The organism is Vreelandella neptunia, from assembly GCF_022489065.1.
GTDB classification, from domain to species: Bacteria; Pseudomonadota; Gammaproteobacteria; order Pseudomonadales; family Halomonadaceae; genus Vreelandella; species Vreelandella neptunia_A.
Map to the genome: position 1 here is coordinate 103,344 of NZ_JAKVTW010000016.1, position 16,552 is coordinate 119,895.

Below are 16,552 nucleotides of genomic sequence, written 5' to 3' on the forward strand. Positions count from 1 at the left end.
TCTTCTTTTGCAGGCAAGATAACGGTATAAAACCGTAGCAACCTAACTCGTTTGGCAGTTTGGGCAGAGATAGAGACGACGCGATCCTACCATCTTGCGTTCAATCACCGCTCCACAGCGGTGGCACTCAAGGCCTGCTCGCTCGAATACTGCAAAACGCCACTGTCTGCGCGGCTCACCTGCGGCTTTGGCCTGCACAATCCAGGTCTCACGATTGGTAACGCCTGCGGTTTGGTAGGCTTGGCGAGTAATCTCAATAATGCTCTGAGCCAGTATTTGCTGCTGTTCCGGGGTTAAATCTACCGGGCGAGCACTCGGCGGGAGTTGGGAGAAAAACAAGATTTCAGAGCGCAAATAGTTGCCCAGCCCCGCTACCAACCCCTGATCGAGCAGCAGCGCGCCGAGGCTACGTTTATGAAACTGCTTTAAATTCAGGCGATACTGTACATCGGATGTCGCTACATCCTGGCTCAGCAGGTCTGGGCCTAAGCGGGCTAAAAATGGGTGCTCGGTGAGCGTTTCCTGATGCCAGAGGGAAATATCGGAGGCGCTATAGAGGCTGGCGCAGCGCCCTTCTGCCGTTAGTCGAACACGCAGCGTGCGCTTTGTGCTGGGCGGCTTACCTTCACTATGCAACTTCCAAACTCCATAGAGTTGATTATGAGAATAGAGCACGCGCTGATCCGCAAACCGGATCAGCATCGCCTTGCCCCAGGTATCTACTCGCGCAACGCTAACACCGATAAAAGACGATGCCTGCTCGGCGAGTTCTGGAAAGGCGAACCAGGCATTCTCAATTACTCGTCCCCCTATCTGCTGCTCAATACGATCTGCCGCGCGGCGGATTTCTGGGCCTTCAGGCATACCGTTAACCCAGCATCAACTGCTTTTCTTTCATCTGATGGAGCTGATCACGTAGCCGCGCCGCCTCTTCAAACTCCAGATTTTGCGCCGCTTCAAACATCGCATCCTCAAGCTTGCTAATAGCACCTAGAAGATCATGTTTACTCATGGTCGACAGATCATACTCGGCGGCACTTTCCGCCACCTTGCGCTCATTGCCACGCCGACGACTGCTCTTTTTACCCGGCGCTTGGGCTGCTTCGAGTATATCGGCCACCGAACGTGTCACGGTCGTCGGTGTAATACCATGTTCTAAATTATGTTCAGTTTGCTTGGTGCGCCTGCGTTCGGTTTCATCCATCGCTTTTCGCATCGAATCGGTAATACGATCGCCGTAAAGAATCGCTTTACCGTGCGCATTACGAGCCGCACGGCCAATGGTCTGTATCAAAGACCGCTCAGAGCGCAGGAAGCCTTCTTTATCAGCATCTAAAATCGCTACCAACGAAACTTCCGGAATATCCAAACCTTCGCGCAGCAGGTTAATACCTACCAGCACATCAAATTTACCTAAGCGCAAATCGCGGATAATTTCGACCCTTTCGACGGTATCAATATCCGAATGCAAATAGCGCACGCGAATACCATGCTCGTCAAAATATTCAGTCAAGTCTTCCGACATGCGTTTAGTGAGCGTGGTTACCAGCACCCGCTCGCCCACCGCCGTACGCAGGCCAATTTCTGAAAGCAAATCGTCAACCTGTGTGCTGGCGGGCCGCACTTCAATCTCAGGATCCAAAAGCCCCGTAGGACGCACTACCTGTTCAACGGTTTGGCTGGCATGCTCGTCTTCGTAGCGACCTGGGGTGGCAGAAACAAAAATGGTTTGCGGGGAAATCGACTCCCACTCTTCAAACTTCATCGGCCGGTTATCCAGCGCTGAAGGAAGCCGGAAGCCGTACTCGACGAGCGTTTCTTTGCGTGAACGGTCGCCTTTATACATACCGCCCACCTGAGGCACACTGACGTGAGATTCATCAATAAACAGCAGCGCATCGTCGGGCAAGTAGTCAAAAAACGTCGGCGGCGGCTCTCCTGGAGCTCGCCCGGAGAGATAGCGCGAGTAGTTCTCTATGCCATTGCAGTAACCCAGCTCCAGCATCATCTCAATGTCGTAAAGCGTGCGCTGCTCCAGGCGCTGCGCTTCAACCAATCGATCATGCTTACGCATCCACTCTAAGCGCTCTTTAAGCTCGCCCTTTATGGCGTCGATGGCGCCTAAAATAGTTTCACGCGGCGTCACATAGTGGGATTTGGGGTAGATCGTCATACGCGGCACTTCACCGCGAACGGCACCGGTCAACGGGTCGAACAAACGAATCGTGTCGATTTCGCTGTCAAAAAGCTCCACCCGCACGGCTTCTTCATCTGAGTCGGCAGGGAAAATATCGATCACATCACCGCGTACCCGGTAAGTACCACGGCGGAAATCCATATCGTTCCGGGTGTATTGAAGCTCGGCTAAACGGCGCAGAAAGGCGCGCTGATCAATTAATTCACCGCGGGTGAAATGAAGACGCATCTTCAGGTATTGATCCGGGTCACCCAGGCCATAAATCGCCGAGACAGACACCACAATCAGCGCGTCACGACGCTCAAGCAGTGCTTTCGTGGCTGAAAGGCGCATCTGTTCGATATGGTCATTAATAGAAGCATCTTTCTCGATAAACGTATCGGACGAAGGCACATAGGCTTCCGGCTGATAATAGTCGTAGTAGGAGACAAAATACTCCACCGCGTTATCCGGGAAAAAGGCTTTAAACTCACCATAAAGTTGAGCAGCAAGGGTTTTGTTTGGTGCCATAACGATGGTTGGACGCTGCTGCTGCTCAACCACATTGGCCATAGTGAACGTTTTGCCCGAGCCGGTCACGCCAAGCAGCGTTTGATGGGCAAGCCCAGATTCCAGGCCACTGATCAGCCCTTTAATGGCGGCAGGCTGATCGCCAGCAGGCTGAAATTTTGACTGTAATCGAAAGGCTTTGCTCATCGGTACTCCAAATAAGGGAAAAACGAGACAAGATTAACTAAACAAGACGGGTAACAATCTCGACCGTAGATGTCGTCATCAGTCGCTGAATTGGACAGCGGTGGCTGATATCTTCTAGCCTGGCGCGCTGTTCAGGATCCTCGATACCGTGAAACTCTAACGCGACATCAAGTTTGTAAACGCCCTTTTTTTCCTGGCTATCGTCCCGCTGCACGGTGACAGTAATACCCTCAAGCGGCCATTCTTTGCGCTTAGCATACATCTGCACGGTAATCGCTTTGCAGGTACCTAGGGCGATATCGAAATAGTCATGAGGATCCGGTGCGCTGCCATCACCACCGACCACCGTCGGCACATCACCATACAAATCCTCCAGGCCATCGACCTGGACTCGCTGCCGAAAGGCACGGTTGCGCTCACTAATAACGGTAATCGGTATGTGCATTAAGACACCTTTATGCCTAGTTTAAGTTTTTCAATGGCATTGATCAGCGTTTCACGCTTTGCACGGCCATCCACATCGGCCCCATGGCGGCCCACCTCAGCGCTATCAACACCATCTAGCATCATTAACGCCGTGGTGATTTTATTCACCTGTTCTACTGATTTAACACCCTGGAATGTTAACGATTGCTGCGCCATACCGTTTCCCTACCTGTTGACCTGTGCAAAACTCATACAAGGGAAAGAGTCTAGCACGCTAATAGTGCCTTGCAATTAATGCTCACTGCCCGCATTTAATATCATCACTACACACTCAATGACGGGTAAACAGTTACCCATTTGCACCACACCACCTAGTTCAGGAGTTATTATGGCGACCGTTACCGCTAGCAATTTCGCCCTTGGCAGCGTCCGCCTTCATCACTTAGCCGCGCTGGATGTGAAAGGGGCGGATGCAGAGAAGTTCTTACAAGGGCAGACCAGCGCCCAGGTAAGTCTAGCCGATGGACATTTTGCCCCCCTCACCTGCTTCTGTACGCCAAAAGGCCGCATGCTGGCTAATGCCCAATTAATGCGGCTCGGTGATGACCATTTTCGATTGATACTCAGCAACACCTTATTAGAGAGTTTAGCCAACCATCTTAAAAAATTCGCCGCTTTCTATCGGGCGGAACTGACACCTCTGCCCGACCTAACATTTGTTGGCGCATGCGGTGAGGACCAATCACTTGCTGAGCAGTTGGGCTTACAACTGCCCGAGCACGTGGGCACCCATAGGAATGATGAGCATACCTGTGCGCTGCGTTACCCCGGTGAATCACCGCGCTGGTTATTGTGTTTCGATCACGCGGAACTGAGCGCTGGAGCAACGATTGAGGATGATGAATCGAGCCGCAACGCTTGGCAGCTGGAGGATATTCGTAGCGGCTTGGCGTGGCTAACCGACGCCCAACAGGATCATTTCCTACCCCAGATGCTAAATTGGGAAGCCCTCGGCGGTATTAGTTTTAAGAAAGGCTGTTATACCGGTCAAGAAGTGGTGGCCAGGGCACACTTTCGCGGCCAGGTTAAAAAACGCTTGATGCGCATTTGCGTAGCCACTGCAGCGCTACCTGAAGTGGGAGCCAGCGTCGTTAATAGTGACCAAAAATCGGTGGGCGAAGTGGTAACCAGCGCTTTTACCCCCCAAGGGGATGTCGAGTTGCTGGCAGTGATGAGCACCAAAGTAGCGGAAGAACCCACGCCGATCTTTTTGCTAGATGCGCCTGCGACTTTACAATCGCTTCCCTATGCGATTGAACGCGTCGACCCAGAGCAATTGGCAATCAGCATGAACGCTTAACCCTCGCGTTGAGTGAACCCAAACAGTGCCGCGGCGGCGGCACTGCTTTGATTGGCCACTTCCTCCTTGGTTTGGCTGCGTAGTTGGGCCACGGTATCGCATACGTTGACGATTCGTCTCGGCTCATTACGCCTGCCCTGATAACCACTTAACGGCATATCGGGGCTGTCGGTTTCCAGTACAAAAACGCCATCAGGGAGTGCCTTCACGGCTCTTCGCAAGCGCTTTGCACGCTCATAGGTCACCGCTCCGCCCAGTCCTATTTTAAACCCCAGGTCGAGAAATTTCGTCGCTTGCTCAATAGAGCCCGAGAAGGCGTGGATTAACCCAGCCTGAGGTAGAGCCAGTTGGCGAAGCCGCTTGGCCACCTTATCGTTGGCATGAACGCAATGCACCACTACCGGCAGTGAGTGCTGCTTCGCGAGCCGCAACTGAGCATCAAAGTAGTGCCACTGCATTTCGAGGGTGTCGGTAAAGCGACCATCAATACCGCACTCGCCCACCCCTATGGCTTCAGGGTGCTCACTGAGCAGACTATCTAGCGCGGCGATATCCGACGCTTGATGCTGCTCTACGAAGTAAGGGTGTAAACCCAGGCATATCGAGGTATCTGACCGCTCCCCCAACGCCAACACCTGTGGCCAGCTAGCACGCGTGGTGCCCGGTACGATAAAGTGGCTAACGCCCACTGCCCTGGCGGCCTCGAACACTGCAGTTCGATCATGATCGAACTGAGCAAAATCGAGATGGCAGTGAGCATCAACGAGCATGGATCCGCCTACGTAGGTAAAGACCTAGGTTTTCAAGGACCTAGGTATATAAAGACTTAGTGTTCACGGGTCGGCTGGAAACGAATATCCGGCCAACGCTCTTGGGTCATCTGCAAATTAACCCGAGTGGGTGCGATGTAGGTAAGGTAACCACCACCATCAATCGCCAGGTTAGTGCTGGCTTTACGCTTAAACTCTTCGAGCTTTTTAGCGTCTTCGCAGTAAACCCAGCGGGCGGTCTGGACATTAACGCCTTCGTATATGCAGTCGACCTTGTACTCCTCTTTCAGGCGATGGGCGACCACATCGAACTGAAGGGTACCGACGGCGCCGAGAATCAGGTCATTGTTATCCATCGGCATAAAGACCTGGGTTGCGCCCTCTTCAGAAAGCTGCTGCAAGCCTTTTTGCAACGCCTTCATTTTCAGCGGATCTTTTAGCCGTACGCGCTTAAAGAGCTCTGGCGCAAAGTGCGGTATGCCGGTAAAGCGCATATCTTCACCCACGGTGAAGGTATCGCCGATCTGAATCGTACCGTGGTTGTGCAGGCCAATAATATCGCCTGGCCAGGCTTCTTCTACCTGGGAGCGGTCAGAGGCCATAAAAGTCAGTGCGTCAGCGATTTTGACATCTTTGCCAATGCGCACATGGCGCATCTTCATGTTCTTTTCGTATTTACCCGAGCAGACACGTAAAAAAGCGATGCGATCGCGATGATTGGGGTCCATGTTGGCCTGAATTTTAAACACAAAGCCAGTGAAACGCTCATCATCGGAAGTGACTTCCCGAGTATTGGTTTCGTGGGACTGAGGAGGTGGCGCGTACTCGACAAAACCATCCATCATTTCGCGTACCCCAAAATTACCCATGGCGGTACCGAAATAGACCGGCGAAAGCTCACCACGGCGATAAGCCTCCAGATCAAATTCATGGGAAGCCCCTCGCACCAGCTCAACTTCCATGCGCAGCTCTTCTGCTTGATCTTCACCCAGAATGGCGTCTACTTCTGGATTATTGAGTCCTTCGATGCGCTTATCATCGGGAATGCGACTCCCTTGGCCCTGGGTGTAAAGATGAATCACATCGTTATAGAGGTGATACACACCCTTGAAGTGACGGCCCATGCCAATTGGCCAAGTCATCGGCGCGCACTGAATGTTTAAGACAGTTTCGACTTCATCCATGACTTCAATCGGGTCACGGATATCGCGATCCATTTTGTTGATAAAAGTCAGAATCGGCGTTGTGCGTAGACGACAGACCTCCATCAACTTGATAGTGCGATCCTCAACGCCCTTTGCACCATCGATGACCATCAATGCAGAGTCAACGGCGGTAAGCGTACGATAGGTATCCTCTGAGAAATCTTCGTGACCGGGGGTGTCCAGCAGGTTAACGATGCGTCCACCGTAGGGGAACTGCATCACCGAGGTGGTCACAGAAATCCCCCGCTCCTGCTCCATTTTCATCCAGTCTGACGTGGCATGTCGGTCGTTGCGCTTGCTCTTCACCGAGCCAGCCATCTGAATGGCGTTGCCAAACAGCAGCATTTTTTCTGTGATGGTCGTTTTACCGGCATCTGGGTGCGAAATAATAGCAAAGGTCCTGCGAAGCTCGGCTTCGCGGGCTAATTGAGTCTCTTTCATTGTGCCTCTTCAATATAAGTACTCAGCGTAGTACTCAATCCACCGATTACCACGCGTTGAGTCATGTTCATTGCAGCAATTGTAACGCTTGGAGGCGGTTGTTGTCGCGGATGGCTTGAAGGTTAATAGCCCAGCAAAAAGACCAAAAAAAACGCTGAACAAGTCAGCGTTTTATCGTACTTAACTGAAAGTGTTGCCAGTACACGTTAAGCGAAGGTATTAACCTGCGTACCGACAGTGCCCTCTTTAGCCAAATCTGGCTGAGCACCCGTGTCCGCAGAGGCCAATACTTCAGTTACTTGCTCAGCCTGCGTATCTAGCGCTTCTTTAAACACCTGCATTTGTGCCTGTTCGGCAGTTTGCGCCTGATTCATATACAGCGAAGCACTCACTGCACTGCTAATGCCTACATCCATATTTCCACCTCATGGTATGCAAATGTATTTACAAGCTAGCAAAGCATTAGGCCATGTGCAAAAAAATCGCCCTATGGCTAATACCGCCTCTAATACTATCGGCCTAACTTACCTAAGCATTAACTGTATCAACGCTAATTAGAACCTGTCAGCGCGAAACGGCGCCATATCAATAGCGGTAGGCTGCCCTTCCATCATATCGGCTAATAAATGGCCCGTTGCAGGGCCAAGGGTAAACCCTTGATGGCCATGTCCGAAGGCAAGCCATAACCCCGGGTGGCGGGGCGCTGGCCCAATCACAGGCTTCATGTCAGGCAAGCACGGTCGCGCGCCTTTCCACGGGGCTTCATCGCGGCGCTCACCTAGCGGATATACGCTGCGCGCTACTTTTTCAGCAGCCCCCAGCTGGTTAACGTCTGCAGGGGCATCCAAGCGATCCAACTCAGCCCCGGTGGTTAAGCGTATGCCCGCATTCATCGGCGCCAGCAGATAGCCTACTTCGGCGTCCATGATCCAGTAATTGAGTTTTGCCGATGACTGAGGAGAGTAGTGCATGTGATACCCGCGCTTTACAAAGGTCGGGAAGTGATAGCCGAGCTCTTTAAGCCAACTACCCGCCCAAGGCCCAAGCGCTACGACAACCTCATCTGCTTCTAACGTTTCAGCGGCTGTATTTACCTGCCAACGGGCTCCCACCTGCTGAACCGATTTGATATCCGCCTGCACAATACGCCCGCCATCCTGACTGAATGCTTGTGCGTAAGCGGCTACCAACGCGCCAGGGTCGGCCACGGTCCAGGGATCGAGCCAGTGAATGGCGCCTATGATGGCATCGCTCAGCGAGGGCTCTTTTTCCACCAGCGCCTGGCGATCTAACTGCTCAAATTGAACACCATAAAGTCGGCGCGCCTCTTCGGCGTCTTGCAACCGAGCCGCCAGTTTTTCGGGCGTGCGGTAGAGTTCAAGCCACCCCTGCTTACGTACTAAGTGCTCAGCACCGGCGGCCTCGATCATCGGGCCGTGGGTTTGTAGGGAGAGTTGGATCAATGAAGCGTATTCCGGCACGATTTTCTGATAAGTCTTCGGTGCTGAATTCATCCAATAGCGTAATAGCGGAGAAGCGGCATTGACCATGCCCGCTGGGCGGTAGCGAATATCGACCCGACGATTAGGCAGAACACTCAATAGCGTTTTGACATCCCGTGGAAAAGGATAGGGTCTTACCGCCTCACGCTGAATAATGCCCGCATTACCAAACGAGGTTTCTCGGCCAGGCTGAAGGCGGTCCACGATGGTGACGTCATGACCGCGCTGGCGTAAATGCCAAGCAATGCTGACACCCACCATGCCTGCTCCCAAAACTACCGTTTGACGCGCCATTTTGATGCACTCCCTTTTACCGATACGGAACCACGATTGATGGTCAATAACTATTTGAAAAATATCACCAAAACAAACGCATTAATATAGTAGAAAACGCTATTTTAGATTCTAAATTAAGTCGTTATTGCTGCCAAAATGATCAATAAGGATGACATCACTATTAGCGGCATAACTATTGCTTAGTTTCTATTAAGAAACCATTACAGCCTCCGTTTAACGCAGCTGTGGCGGTGCCTCCTCCCTCCGCGCAAATCGACAATGCACCAAAAAAACGCGCACTTGCACCAAAAGATGCTAAGGACAACACCATGCCTGCCAGACTAAATTTGGACAGCTCGCTGATCGATACGCTCTGGGTACTCTGGGCGGCTGCTCTGGTATTTGTGATGCAAGCTGGCTTTCTTTGCTTAGAGGCGGGCACTACACGAACCAAGAATGCCATTAACGTCGCTATGAAAAACGTAGCGGACTTTGCCATCGCCGTCAGTGTTTTTTGGTTAGTGGGTTTTGCCATCATGTTTGGTGACTCCTACCACGGCTTAGTTGGCACCTCCTTACTCGGTTGGCAGCTTGACGCTTCCGGCAGCTGGGTCATTACCATTTTTATTTTTCAATCAATGTTTTGCGCCACCGCGGCCACGATTGTGTCCGGTGCAGTGGCAGAACGTATGCCCTTTTTAGCCTACACCTGGACAGCCTTATGGATTGCTTTCATTATCTACCCGGTGTTTGGTCATTGGGCATGGGGCGGACTTTTAGGCGGCGAAGAAGGTTGGCTAGGGTCGTTGGGGTTTCTCGATTTTGCTGGGTCGACAGTGGTGCATAGCGTGGGTGGCTGGGTGGCGCTGGCAGCGGTACTCAGCATCGGCCCTCGCGCCGGGCGCTTCTCCTTCGGTAAGCCGCCCACCGCCTTTCCCTCAGGCAATTTGCCGCTCGCCATGTTGGGCGCACTGTTTATGATTTTGGGTTGGTTCGGATTTAACGGCGGCAGCACACTGGCGGTAACTTCTCAGATACCCATTATATTGGCCAATACCGTTCTCGGCGCCGTGGGCGGGATACTCTCAGGCATGTTGATGGGGTTCCGAACCCGCCGCTACGCCGATGTGATGTACGCCATTAATGGAGCCATTGCAGGACTTGTCGCTGTCACTGCGAGTGCTCACATGATCTCACTACAGGCAGCCTTTGGTCTGGGTGCGGTCAGTGGCGTGCTGATGGTGCTGACCAGCGAATGGTTGCTTAAAAAGCATATTGACGATGCTGTCAGTGCCATACCCGCCCACCTTGTATCGGGCATCTGGGGCACACTGGCACTGCCCTGGGTGGCTGACTTAACGCTTCTTGACAGCGGTTTGTCTCGATCTGCTCAGTTTGGTATTCAGTTGCTTGGCGTCGTCGTTTGTGGCGTCTGGAGTTTTGGCAGTGCATGGCTGCTATTTCGCATCACCCGGCGCTTCCTGCCTTTACGCGTCTCGCCTGAAGCAGAAAAAATGGGCCTTAATCTAGCCGAGCATGGCGCCAACAACGAGCTGAACCAACTGCTCGAACATATGCGCCAGCACGAACAACAGGGCGATATGCGACAACGTATTGAAGCCGACCCGTTTACCGAAGTGGGTGAAATTGCAGCCAGCTACAACCGAGTGACTGCGGCCCTTGAAACAGCCGTTGGCCATACCCGCGTCATGCTTCGCAACCTACGCGATGGCGTGATTACCTGGCAGGCGGATGGCTCATTAACAAGCCTTAACCCTGGCGCTGAACAGCTCTTCAATGTCAGGGCAACCAACTTGATTGGCAAACCCGTTTCCAATTTATTGCCCGGCTTTACGCTAACACCAGGCGCACGACATGAAATTAAACATCGCACCGCTGATAAGCGAGTGCGCTATTTGGAAATTCAGGTTAGCGAAGGCGCTAGCGGGTCTGTATCAGAACGCTCGGGCATGGTACGAGACGTCACCGAACGCCGACAGCTGCAAGAGCAGTTAAACCGCGAGCGAGACCTAGCGCGCACCACGCTGGCCTCTATAGGGGATGGTGTTATTACCTGCGATGCTAGCGGCAACGTCACCTTTATCAATACTGAAGCGATACGCTTAACCGGCTGGACACTCGAAGAGGCAATGGATAAACCCATTCATGTGGTGTATCAATTACGCGAAGAAGCCACTGGTGACCCACTTAGTAATCCTGCCCGGCAAGTGCTGACGCAATTAACCTCCGTACACTCCACCGAGCACTGCTTGCTGGTGAAACGTGATCACTCGCATACCCCCATTCAACACAGCGCGTCACCGATCCGTTCTCGCAGCGACATCACCCTGGGAGCGGTCGTTGTGTTTCAAGATGTCAGCCTTACTCGCCAACTGACGGAACAGCTAAGCTATCAAGTGAGTCACGACAATCTGACCGACTTACTTAATCGGCGCGCCTTTGAATCAGCGCTTACCGCACTGCTTAATCGAGATGACGGTCACCATGTGCTGTGTTACCTGGATCTTGATCAGTTCAAAATAGTTAACGACACATGTGGCCATCTGGCAGGCGACGAGCTATTACGCCAAGTATCACTAAAACTGAAAGCCCATGTTCGCAGTAGTGATATTGCTGCTCGCTTGGGCGGTGATGAGTTTGCTCTTCTGCTGCCCGACTGCGGTCTGGAAAGAGCACTTGCCATCACTGAAGCTCTGCGCTGCGATATCGAAAATTATCGCTTTGCCTGGCAAGAACACACCTTTGGGATAGGGGTTAGCATTGGCTTGGTGGAACTGAATGCAGCCCAACCCATGCAGCTTAGCCAAGCTCTTCATGCGTCTGACGCTGCGTGCTACGCCGCAAAAGAAGCAGGTCGTAATCGTATCCACTGTCATCAGCCCGACGACCACTCATTGTTGGAAAAGCATGGCGAACTGCAATGGGTTCAGCGCTTACAACATGGCCTAGACAACGATGCTTTTCGCCTTTTTGCCCAACCAATTAAAGCCATTTGTGCTGACTCACCCGCCTACCGTGAGATTCTGCTTCGCCTTGAAGAGCATGGTGAACTTATCGCTCCAGGAAGCTTTTTACCTGCCGCGGAGCGCTATCACTTTATGGTACGTATCGATCGTTGGGTAATTCGCAACACTCTGGCTTGGCTGGGGGATCATAACCGTCACTCTGAAACGCGGCCGCATAGCCTATGGGGCATCAATTTATCCGGGGCTTCGTTATCCGACGCTGATTTTTGTCAGGATCTTATTACTCAGGTGTCCGCTGCAGACCTACCCCACGGCACCCTCTGTTTTGAAATTACCGAAAGCACCGCGATCGCCCAACTCTCCCGCGTTAATACATTAATTCATACACTAAAAGCGTATGGCTGCCGTTTTGCACTGGATGACTTCGGTACCGGGCTCTCCTCTTTCAGCTATTTAAAGCAACTCCCGGTCGATTATTTAAAAATTGACGGTAATTTCATCCAGAACGTCCACCAAGACCCGATAGATAGAGCGATGGTTGAGGCAATTCATGCCGTTGGAAAGGCACTGGGCATCAAGACTATCGCCGAGTATGTTGAAACCCAGGCAACGCTAGACACGCTACATCAGATGGGGATTGACTATGCGCAGGGGTATTTACTAGGTATGCCGGAACCACTGACCAATATGGCAGGCAACCGTATTAGGGTAATGCCGCGCTAGTCATTAGCGGGATGTCTAAAATCAGGCACAAAAAAAACCCAAACAGGGCATATGAAGTAAAAATAGAAAATTAAGAGAAGGTAATACAAGAAGGGATATCTGCAGGGCATATGGGGTGGATGATGGGACTTGAACCCACGACCACCGGAGTCACAATCCGGGGCTCTACCACTGAGCTACACCCACCACAACCTAAAACTGGAAACGCAAACATTGTCACTGGGGTGGATGATGGGATTTGAACCCACGACCACCGGAGTCACAATCCGGGGCTCTACCCCTGAGCTACACCCACCATAGACAATCTTACGTTGAAACCTTATGCAGAAAAGATCAGCACGAGCTTGAAGATATGATTCTCTGACGGGTTGTTACCACTGAAGTGAGTGGCACGCCCAGCAGGAATCGAACCCGCAACCTACGGCTTAGAAGGCCGTTGCTCTATCCGGTTGAGCTATGGGCGCACAAAAAGCATTCAGAAATAACGAATACTAATGAGCACTAGACCACAACCAAAGCTTGGAAAAGCAAGCTACTACCTTTCACGTTTAGGTGTGGTCGGGATGGAGGGATTCGAACCCCCGACATCCTGCTCCCAAAGCAGGCGCGCTACCAGACTGCGCTACATCCCGATTTTTATCACCCTAGACGCTACCGCTTGGTCCGTCTCAAGCGAGGCATATATTACTATTTCTAATTTTAAAGTCAACCATTAAAGTGATTGTTCTTGAAGGCGCTTTGCCTGGATGCCCTGGCGTGCGAAAATTGCCGCCTTTGAAAGCGCTGCCGTACAGGCGCTTGGTATCAGGATTTGTCTAGATCGCCTCAGCCTTTTTAACGTCCACAGGGATTTTATTACATGACCGCCCAACTAATCGATGGCAAAGCCATCGCTGCTACTGTTCGCCAACAGGTTGCCGAGAAAGTCGCCGCACGCCGTGAAGCAGACTTACGGGTACCGGGACTAGCCGTAGTTGTGGTCGGGGACGATCCTGCTTCTCAAGTTTATGTCAGTAATAAGCACCGCGCCTGTGAACAGGCAGGCATTCTCTCCTTTCAGCATGCTCTCCCTGCCACAACATCACAGCAGGCGTTAGAAGCCCTCGTTGACCAACTCAATAGCGACCCATCGGTCGACGGCATTTTGGTGCAGTTGCCGCTACCTAAGCATTTGGATGCCGGGCCTATCTTAGAACGCATTTTTCCTGACAAAGACGTCGATGGTTTTCACCCCTACAACATTGGCCGCTTAGCACAGCGTATGCCTGCGCTACGCCCTTGCACCCCCAAAGGCATCATGACACTACTGGCACAGAGTGATATTGCGGTACGCGGCCTGGATGCCACCGTGGTAGGCGCCTCCAACATTGTTGGACGGCCCATGGCACTGGAACTGATGCTTGCGGGCTGTACCACCACTGTGTGTCATCGATTTACTCAAAATCTGAAAGACCACGTTAGCCGCGCTGACATTTTGGTCGTAGCCGTCGGTAAGCCCGGTATCGTCAAAGGGGAGTGGATCAAGCCAGGGGCCGTCGTGATTGATGTGGGCATCAACCGCCAAGAAGATGGCACGCTGAAAGGTGACCTTGATTTTGCTGCCGCCGCTGAGCGTGCCAGCTTTATCACGCCAGTCCCGGGCGGCGTAGGCCCAATGACCGTTGCAACACTGCTTGAAAACACCCTGGAAGCCGCTGAGCAGCACGATCTCGCGCAACAGGCATAGCCGATTCAAGCACTCCCCTCTTTCATTAAGGTCTCTCACTAAGGAGTAATGCGCAGTGAAGCGTATTGGTATTATTGGCGCGATGGCGCAAGAAGTGAGCACGCTGGTTAGCCAACTAGACGCCCCCCAACGCTATGAGCACGCAGGCTTTGTATTTCATACCGGCACACGTTTCGGGCTTGAGGTTATTGTGCTGCAGTCGGGGATTGGCAAAGTCAATGCCGCGGTAGGCACCGCTATTCTCTTAGAGCGCCACCAACCCGACGCCATCATTAATACTGGCTCGGCCGGAGGGTTTGCCACTGACTTAGCCATTGGCGATGTGATTATTTCTGATGAAGTACGCCATCATGACGTTGACGCCGTCGTATTTGGCTATGAGATAGGTCAGGTACCGGGGATGCCGGCCGCCTACCAAGCCGACAAAACACTACGTGAAATCGCGCGCAATGCCATTGCGTCGTTAGGCGAGGTCAACGTACGTGAAGGCTTGATCGCCACCGGTGATGCCTTTATGGCCGACCCAGCTCGGGTGGAAGCTACCCGCGCGCAGTTCCCAAGCATGCTTGCTGTGGAGATGGAGGGCGCCGCCATCGCCCAAACGTGCTATCTCTATCAGTGCCCTTTCGTGGTCATCCGCGCACTCTCTGATATCCCGGGCAGTGGCGACAACCACCTCTCGTTTGATGAGTTTCTGGAAGTGGCCGCTGACCATTCATCGCGCATGGTCAATCAAATGCTTAAGCAGCTTGGTAACGGTTAGTTTTGTTATCTAAGCGGTCGACGCACCGTCGACCGCTTATCCGCTGATAGCGTAAACACGTTACGACTCAATCGCCCAATGTAGCGTTTCTCCCGCCAACAATGGAATAATTTGCTCACCCTGAGCATAGGGGTAGCTTTCCGGCAGCCGCCACTCGCGGCGCTCCAGCGTAATAGTGTCTGCGTTGGGTGCAAGCCCATAAAAACGCGGGCCATTTTGGCTGGCAAAAGCTTCCAGCTTGTCTAACGCATTCATTTCATCAAAGGCGGTGGCGTAAAGCTCAATGGCTGCAGGCGCGGTATAAGCGCCAGCACAGCCGCAGCTTGACTCTTTAGCCCCCTGAGAGTGCGGTGCACTGTCAGTGCCCAAAAAGAACTTGTGGCTACCGCTGGTGGCTGCTTTAAGCAGTGCTTGGCGATGCTGCTCACGCTTTAGAATCGGCAAGCAGTAGTAGTGAGGACGAATGCCACCGACCAGCATTTTATTGCGATTAAACAGTAGGTGATGGGCTGTAATCGTAGCGGCCACATTGTCCGGCGCTTGAGCGACAAACTCTGCTGCCTGCTGGGTGGTGATATGCTCAAACACCACTTTCAGGGTCGGGTGGCGCTCCAGCAATGGCTTCATCACTTTTTCGATAAACACCGCTTCGCGATCAAAAATATCAATCTCGGCAGCGGTGACTTCACCATGCACTAACAGGGGCATACCCACTTTGACCATCATGGCAATGGTCGCATCGCAGTGGGCGATATCGGTCACCCCCGAGTCAGAATTGGTAGTGGCGCCCGCAGGGTAGAGTTTCACCGCTTTCACTAAGCCGCTTTGCGCCGCACGCTCAATCTCTTCTGGGGGCGTAGTATCCGTCAGGTAAAGAACCATTAATGGCTCAAAGGCACTGCCCGCCGGTAAGGCGTCTAAAATACGTTGACGATACTCAAGCGCCTGAGCGGTTGTGGTGATGGGCGGCGTTAAATTGGGCATGATAATGGCACGCCCCATCTGTGCTGCAGTATGACCAACGACGGCTTTTAATGCCTCATCATCGCGTAAATGAAGATGCCAATCATCGGGGCGCGTCAGTGTTACAGTGTCCACGGCAAGTCCTGTACTGAAGTTAAGTGGGTGAAAGGAAGGTCAGTGGGCGAATAAGGTACGCACAGTATACGCAATTGAGGAGCTGGATAAATCCATCTCTCAAGCGCCCACAGCGCTGCTCAAGTGTCGTATCATGTCGGCACTTTTTCACTGTTATGGTTTATCGGTAAGGATCCGGTGTTTATGCAGAATGTGCGACGCTATGCGGATGTCATTGCCAGCTTGGAGGGAGTGTTGTGGCTAAGCCTTGCTTGGTCAATTTCACTTTCAGTCCATATCGGCAGCACGGAACCCACTCTGGCTAGCTTACTCGTGATCGGTGCTTTCGTGGTTTTCAGCTGGGCTCATCGGCCACTGCGGTATATGTTACGTCGTTACCATA

At 52.5% G+C, this 16,552-nt stretch carries 13 protein-coding genes, 4 tRNA genes and 1 pseudogene; 5 read left to right on the forward strand and 13 right to left on the reverse strand.

The genetic code is table 11. The annotated features are described in order from the left end of the window. Positions 1 to 42: 42 nt before the first annotated feature. The 4 genes from nei to MLE19_RS17970 are packed head-to-tail and all read right to left on the reverse strand — an operon-like array spanning position 43 to position 3,535. Positions 43 to 864, reverse strand: coding sequence for an endonuclease VIII (gene nei, locus MLE19_RS17955; RefSeq protein WP_240719503.1), 822 nt, complete (start codon positions 862 to 864; stop codon positions 43 to 45). A 4-nt stretch (positions 865 to 868) separates the two neighbouring features. Beyond that, a complete protein-coding gene (gene uvrB, locus MLE19_RS17960; protein ID WP_240719504.1) occupies positions 869 to 2,893 on the reverse strand; it encodes an excinuclease ABC subunit UvrB in 2,025 nt (674 codons plus the stop codon). A gap of 37 nt (positions 2,894 to 2,930) precedes the next feature. Then, positions 2,931 to 3,338 carry an OsmC family protein gene (locus tag MLE19_RS17965; protein ID WP_240719505.1) on the reverse strand — a complete coding sequence of 136 codons (408 nt, stop codon included), beginning with the start codon at positions 3,336 to 3,338 and terminating at the stop codon, positions 2,931 to 2,933. After that, on the reverse strand, positions 3,338 to 3,535 hold the full coding sequence (locus MLE19_RS17970) for a hypothetical protein (RefSeq protein ID WP_008957999.1): 198 nt from the start codon (positions 3,533 to 3,535) through the stop codon (positions 3,338 to 3,340). The genes MLE19_RS17965 and MLE19_RS17970 overlap by 1 nt, the downstream gene beginning before the upstream one ends. A gap of 172 nt (positions 3,536 to 3,707) precedes the next feature. Here MLE19_RS17970 and MLE19_RS17975 point away from each other — a divergent pair, with 172 nt between their 5' ends. Beyond that, positions 3,708 to 4,679 (forward strand): YgfZ/GcvT domain-containing protein, encoded by a 972-nt coding sequence (locus MLE19_RS17975; RefSeq protein WP_240719506.1) that lies wholly within the window; start codon positions 3,708 to 3,710, stop codon positions 4,677 to 4,679. Here MLE19_RS17975 and MLE19_RS17980 read toward each other — a convergent pair. The 4 genes from MLE19_RS17980 to MLE19_RS17995 all read right to left on the reverse strand — a co-directional run bounded on the left by MLE19_RS17980 (position 4,676) and on the right by MLE19_RS17995 (position 8,891). Continuing rightward, a complete protein-coding gene (locus MLE19_RS17980) occupies positions 4,676 to 5,449 on the reverse strand; it encodes a TatD family hydrolase (protein ID WP_240719507.1) in 774 nt (257 codons plus the stop codon). The genes MLE19_RS17975 and MLE19_RS17980 overlap by 4 nt on opposite strands. Positions 5,450 to 5,505: 56 nt before the next feature. Further along, entirely contained in the window at positions 5,506 to 7,095 is a 1,590-nt protein-coding gene (locus MLE19_RS17985) for a peptide chain release factor 3 (RefSeq protein ID WP_240719508.1), read from the reverse strand. Between the two features lie 206 nt (positions 7,096 to 7,301). Next, a complete protein-coding gene (locus MLE19_RS17990) occupies positions 7,302 to 7,511 on the reverse strand; it encodes a putative motility protein (RefSeq protein WP_240719509.1) in 210 nt (69 codons plus the stop codon). Positions 7,512 to 7,649: 138 nt separating this feature from the next. Continuing rightward, entirely contained in the window at positions 7,650 to 8,891 is a 1,242-nt protein-coding gene (locus tag MLE19_RS17995) for an NAD(P)/FAD-dependent oxidoreductase (RefSeq protein ID WP_240719510.1), read from the reverse strand. Between the two features lie 311 nt (positions 8,892 to 9,202). On the opposite strand from MLE19_RS17995, the gene amt reads away from it, so the two are divergent. Next, a complete protein-coding gene (gene amt / locus MLE19_RS18000) occupies positions 9,203 to 12,583 on the forward strand; it encodes an ammonium transporter (RefSeq protein ID WP_240719511.1) in 3,381 nt (1,126 codons plus the stop codon). A 111-nt stretch (positions 12,584 to 12,694) separates the two neighbouring features. On the opposite strand, the gene MLE19_RS18005 is transcribed toward amt, so the two are convergent. The 4 genes from MLE19_RS18005 to MLE19_RS18020 form a co-directional block, all read right to left on the reverse strand. Then, a tRNA-His gene (locus MLE19_RS18005) sits at positions 12,695 to 12,769 on the reverse strand. A 34-nt stretch (positions 12,770 to 12,803) separates the two neighbouring features. After that, positions 12,804 to 12,878 (reverse strand) — tRNA-His (locus tag MLE19_RS18010). Positions 12,879 to 12,970: 92 nt separating this feature from the next. Further along, positions 12,971 to 13,047, reverse strand: a tRNA-Arg gene (locus tag MLE19_RS18015). A 91-nt stretch (positions 13,048 to 13,138) separates the two neighbouring features. Continuing rightward, positions 13,139 to 13,215: transfer RNA gene (locus MLE19_RS18020), tRNA-Pro, on the reverse strand. A 227-nt stretch (positions 13,216 to 13,442) separates the two neighbouring features. On the opposite strand from MLE19_RS18020, the gene folD reads away from it, so the two are divergent. Further along, on the forward strand, positions 13,443 to 14,309 hold the full coding sequence (gene folD / locus MLE19_RS18025; protein ID WP_240719512.1) for a bifunctional methylenetetrahydrofolate dehydrogenase/methenyltetrahydrofolate cyclohydrolase FolD: 867 nt from the start codon (positions 13,443 to 13,445) through the stop codon (positions 14,307 to 14,309). Positions 14,310 to 14,364: 55 nt separating this feature from the next. Beyond that, positions 14,365 to 15,072, forward strand: a complete 708-nt coding sequence (gene mtnN, locus MLE19_RS18030; RefSeq protein ID WP_240719513.1) for a 5'-methylthioadenosine/S-adenosylhomocysteine nucleosidase — start codon at positions 14,365 to 14,367, stop codon at positions 15,070 to 15,072. 60 nt (positions 15,073 to 15,132) lie between these two features. Here the strand turns inward: mtnN and pyrC are convergent, their stop codons facing one another. Continuing rightward, complete coding sequence (gene pyrC / locus MLE19_RS18035; protein ID WP_240719514.1) at positions 15,133 to 16,170, reverse strand: dihydroorotase; 1,038 nt, start codon at positions 16,168 to 16,170, stop codon at positions 15,133 to 15,135. Positions 16,171 to 16,353: 183 nt separating this feature from the next. Here pyrC and MLE19_RS18040 point away from each other — a divergent pair. Beyond that, positions 16,354 to 16,552, forward strand: a pseudogene (locus tag MLE19_RS18040) (hypothetical protein); the annotation flags it as partial.

Bases quoted from the DNA above. Each gene is read 5' to 3' on its own strand.
- MLE19_RS17985 (WP_240719508.1), bottom strand. From the start codon at position 7,095: ATGAAAGAGACTCAATTAGCCCGCGAAGCCGAGCTTCGCAGGACCTTT.
- MLE19_RS17965 (WP_240719505.1), bottom strand. From the start codon at position 3,338: ATGCACATACCGATTACCGTTATTAGTGAGCGCAACCGTGCCTTTCGG.
- MLE19_RS17990 (WP_240719509.1), bottom strand. From the start codon at position 7,511: ATGGATGTAGGCATTAGCAGTGCAGTGAGTGCTTCGCTGTATATGAAT.
- MLE19_RS17970 (WP_008957999.1), bottom strand. From the start codon at position 3,535: ATGGCGCAGCAATCGTTAACATTCCAGGGTGTTAAATCAGTAGAACAG.
- MLE19_RS17975 (WP_240719506.1), top strand. From the start codon at position 3,708: ATGGCGACCGTTACCGCTAGCAATTTCGCCCTTGGCAGCGTCCGCCTT.
- folD (WP_240719512.1), top strand. From the start codon at position 13,443: ATGACCGCCCAACTAATCGATGGCAAAGCCATCGCTGCTACTGTTCGC.
- amt (WP_240719511.1), top strand. From the start codon at position 9,203: ATGCCTGCCAGACTAAATTTGGACAGCTCGCTGATCGATACGCTCTGG.
- MLE19_RS17995 (WP_240719510.1), bottom strand. From the start codon at position 8,891: ATGGCGCGTCAAACGGTAGTTTTGGGAGCAGGCATGGTGGGTGTCAGC.
- nei (WP_240719503.1), bottom strand. From the start codon at position 864: ATGCCTGAAGGCCCAGAAATCCGCCGCGCGGCAGATCGTATTGAGCAG.
- uvrB (WP_240719504.1), bottom strand. From the start codon at position 2,893: ATGAGCAAAGCCTTTCGATTACAGTCAAAATTTCAGCCTGCTGGCGAT.
- MLE19_RS17980 (WP_240719507.1), bottom strand. From the start codon at position 5,449: ATGCTCGTTGATGCTCACTGCCATCTCGATTTTGCTCAGTTCGATCAT.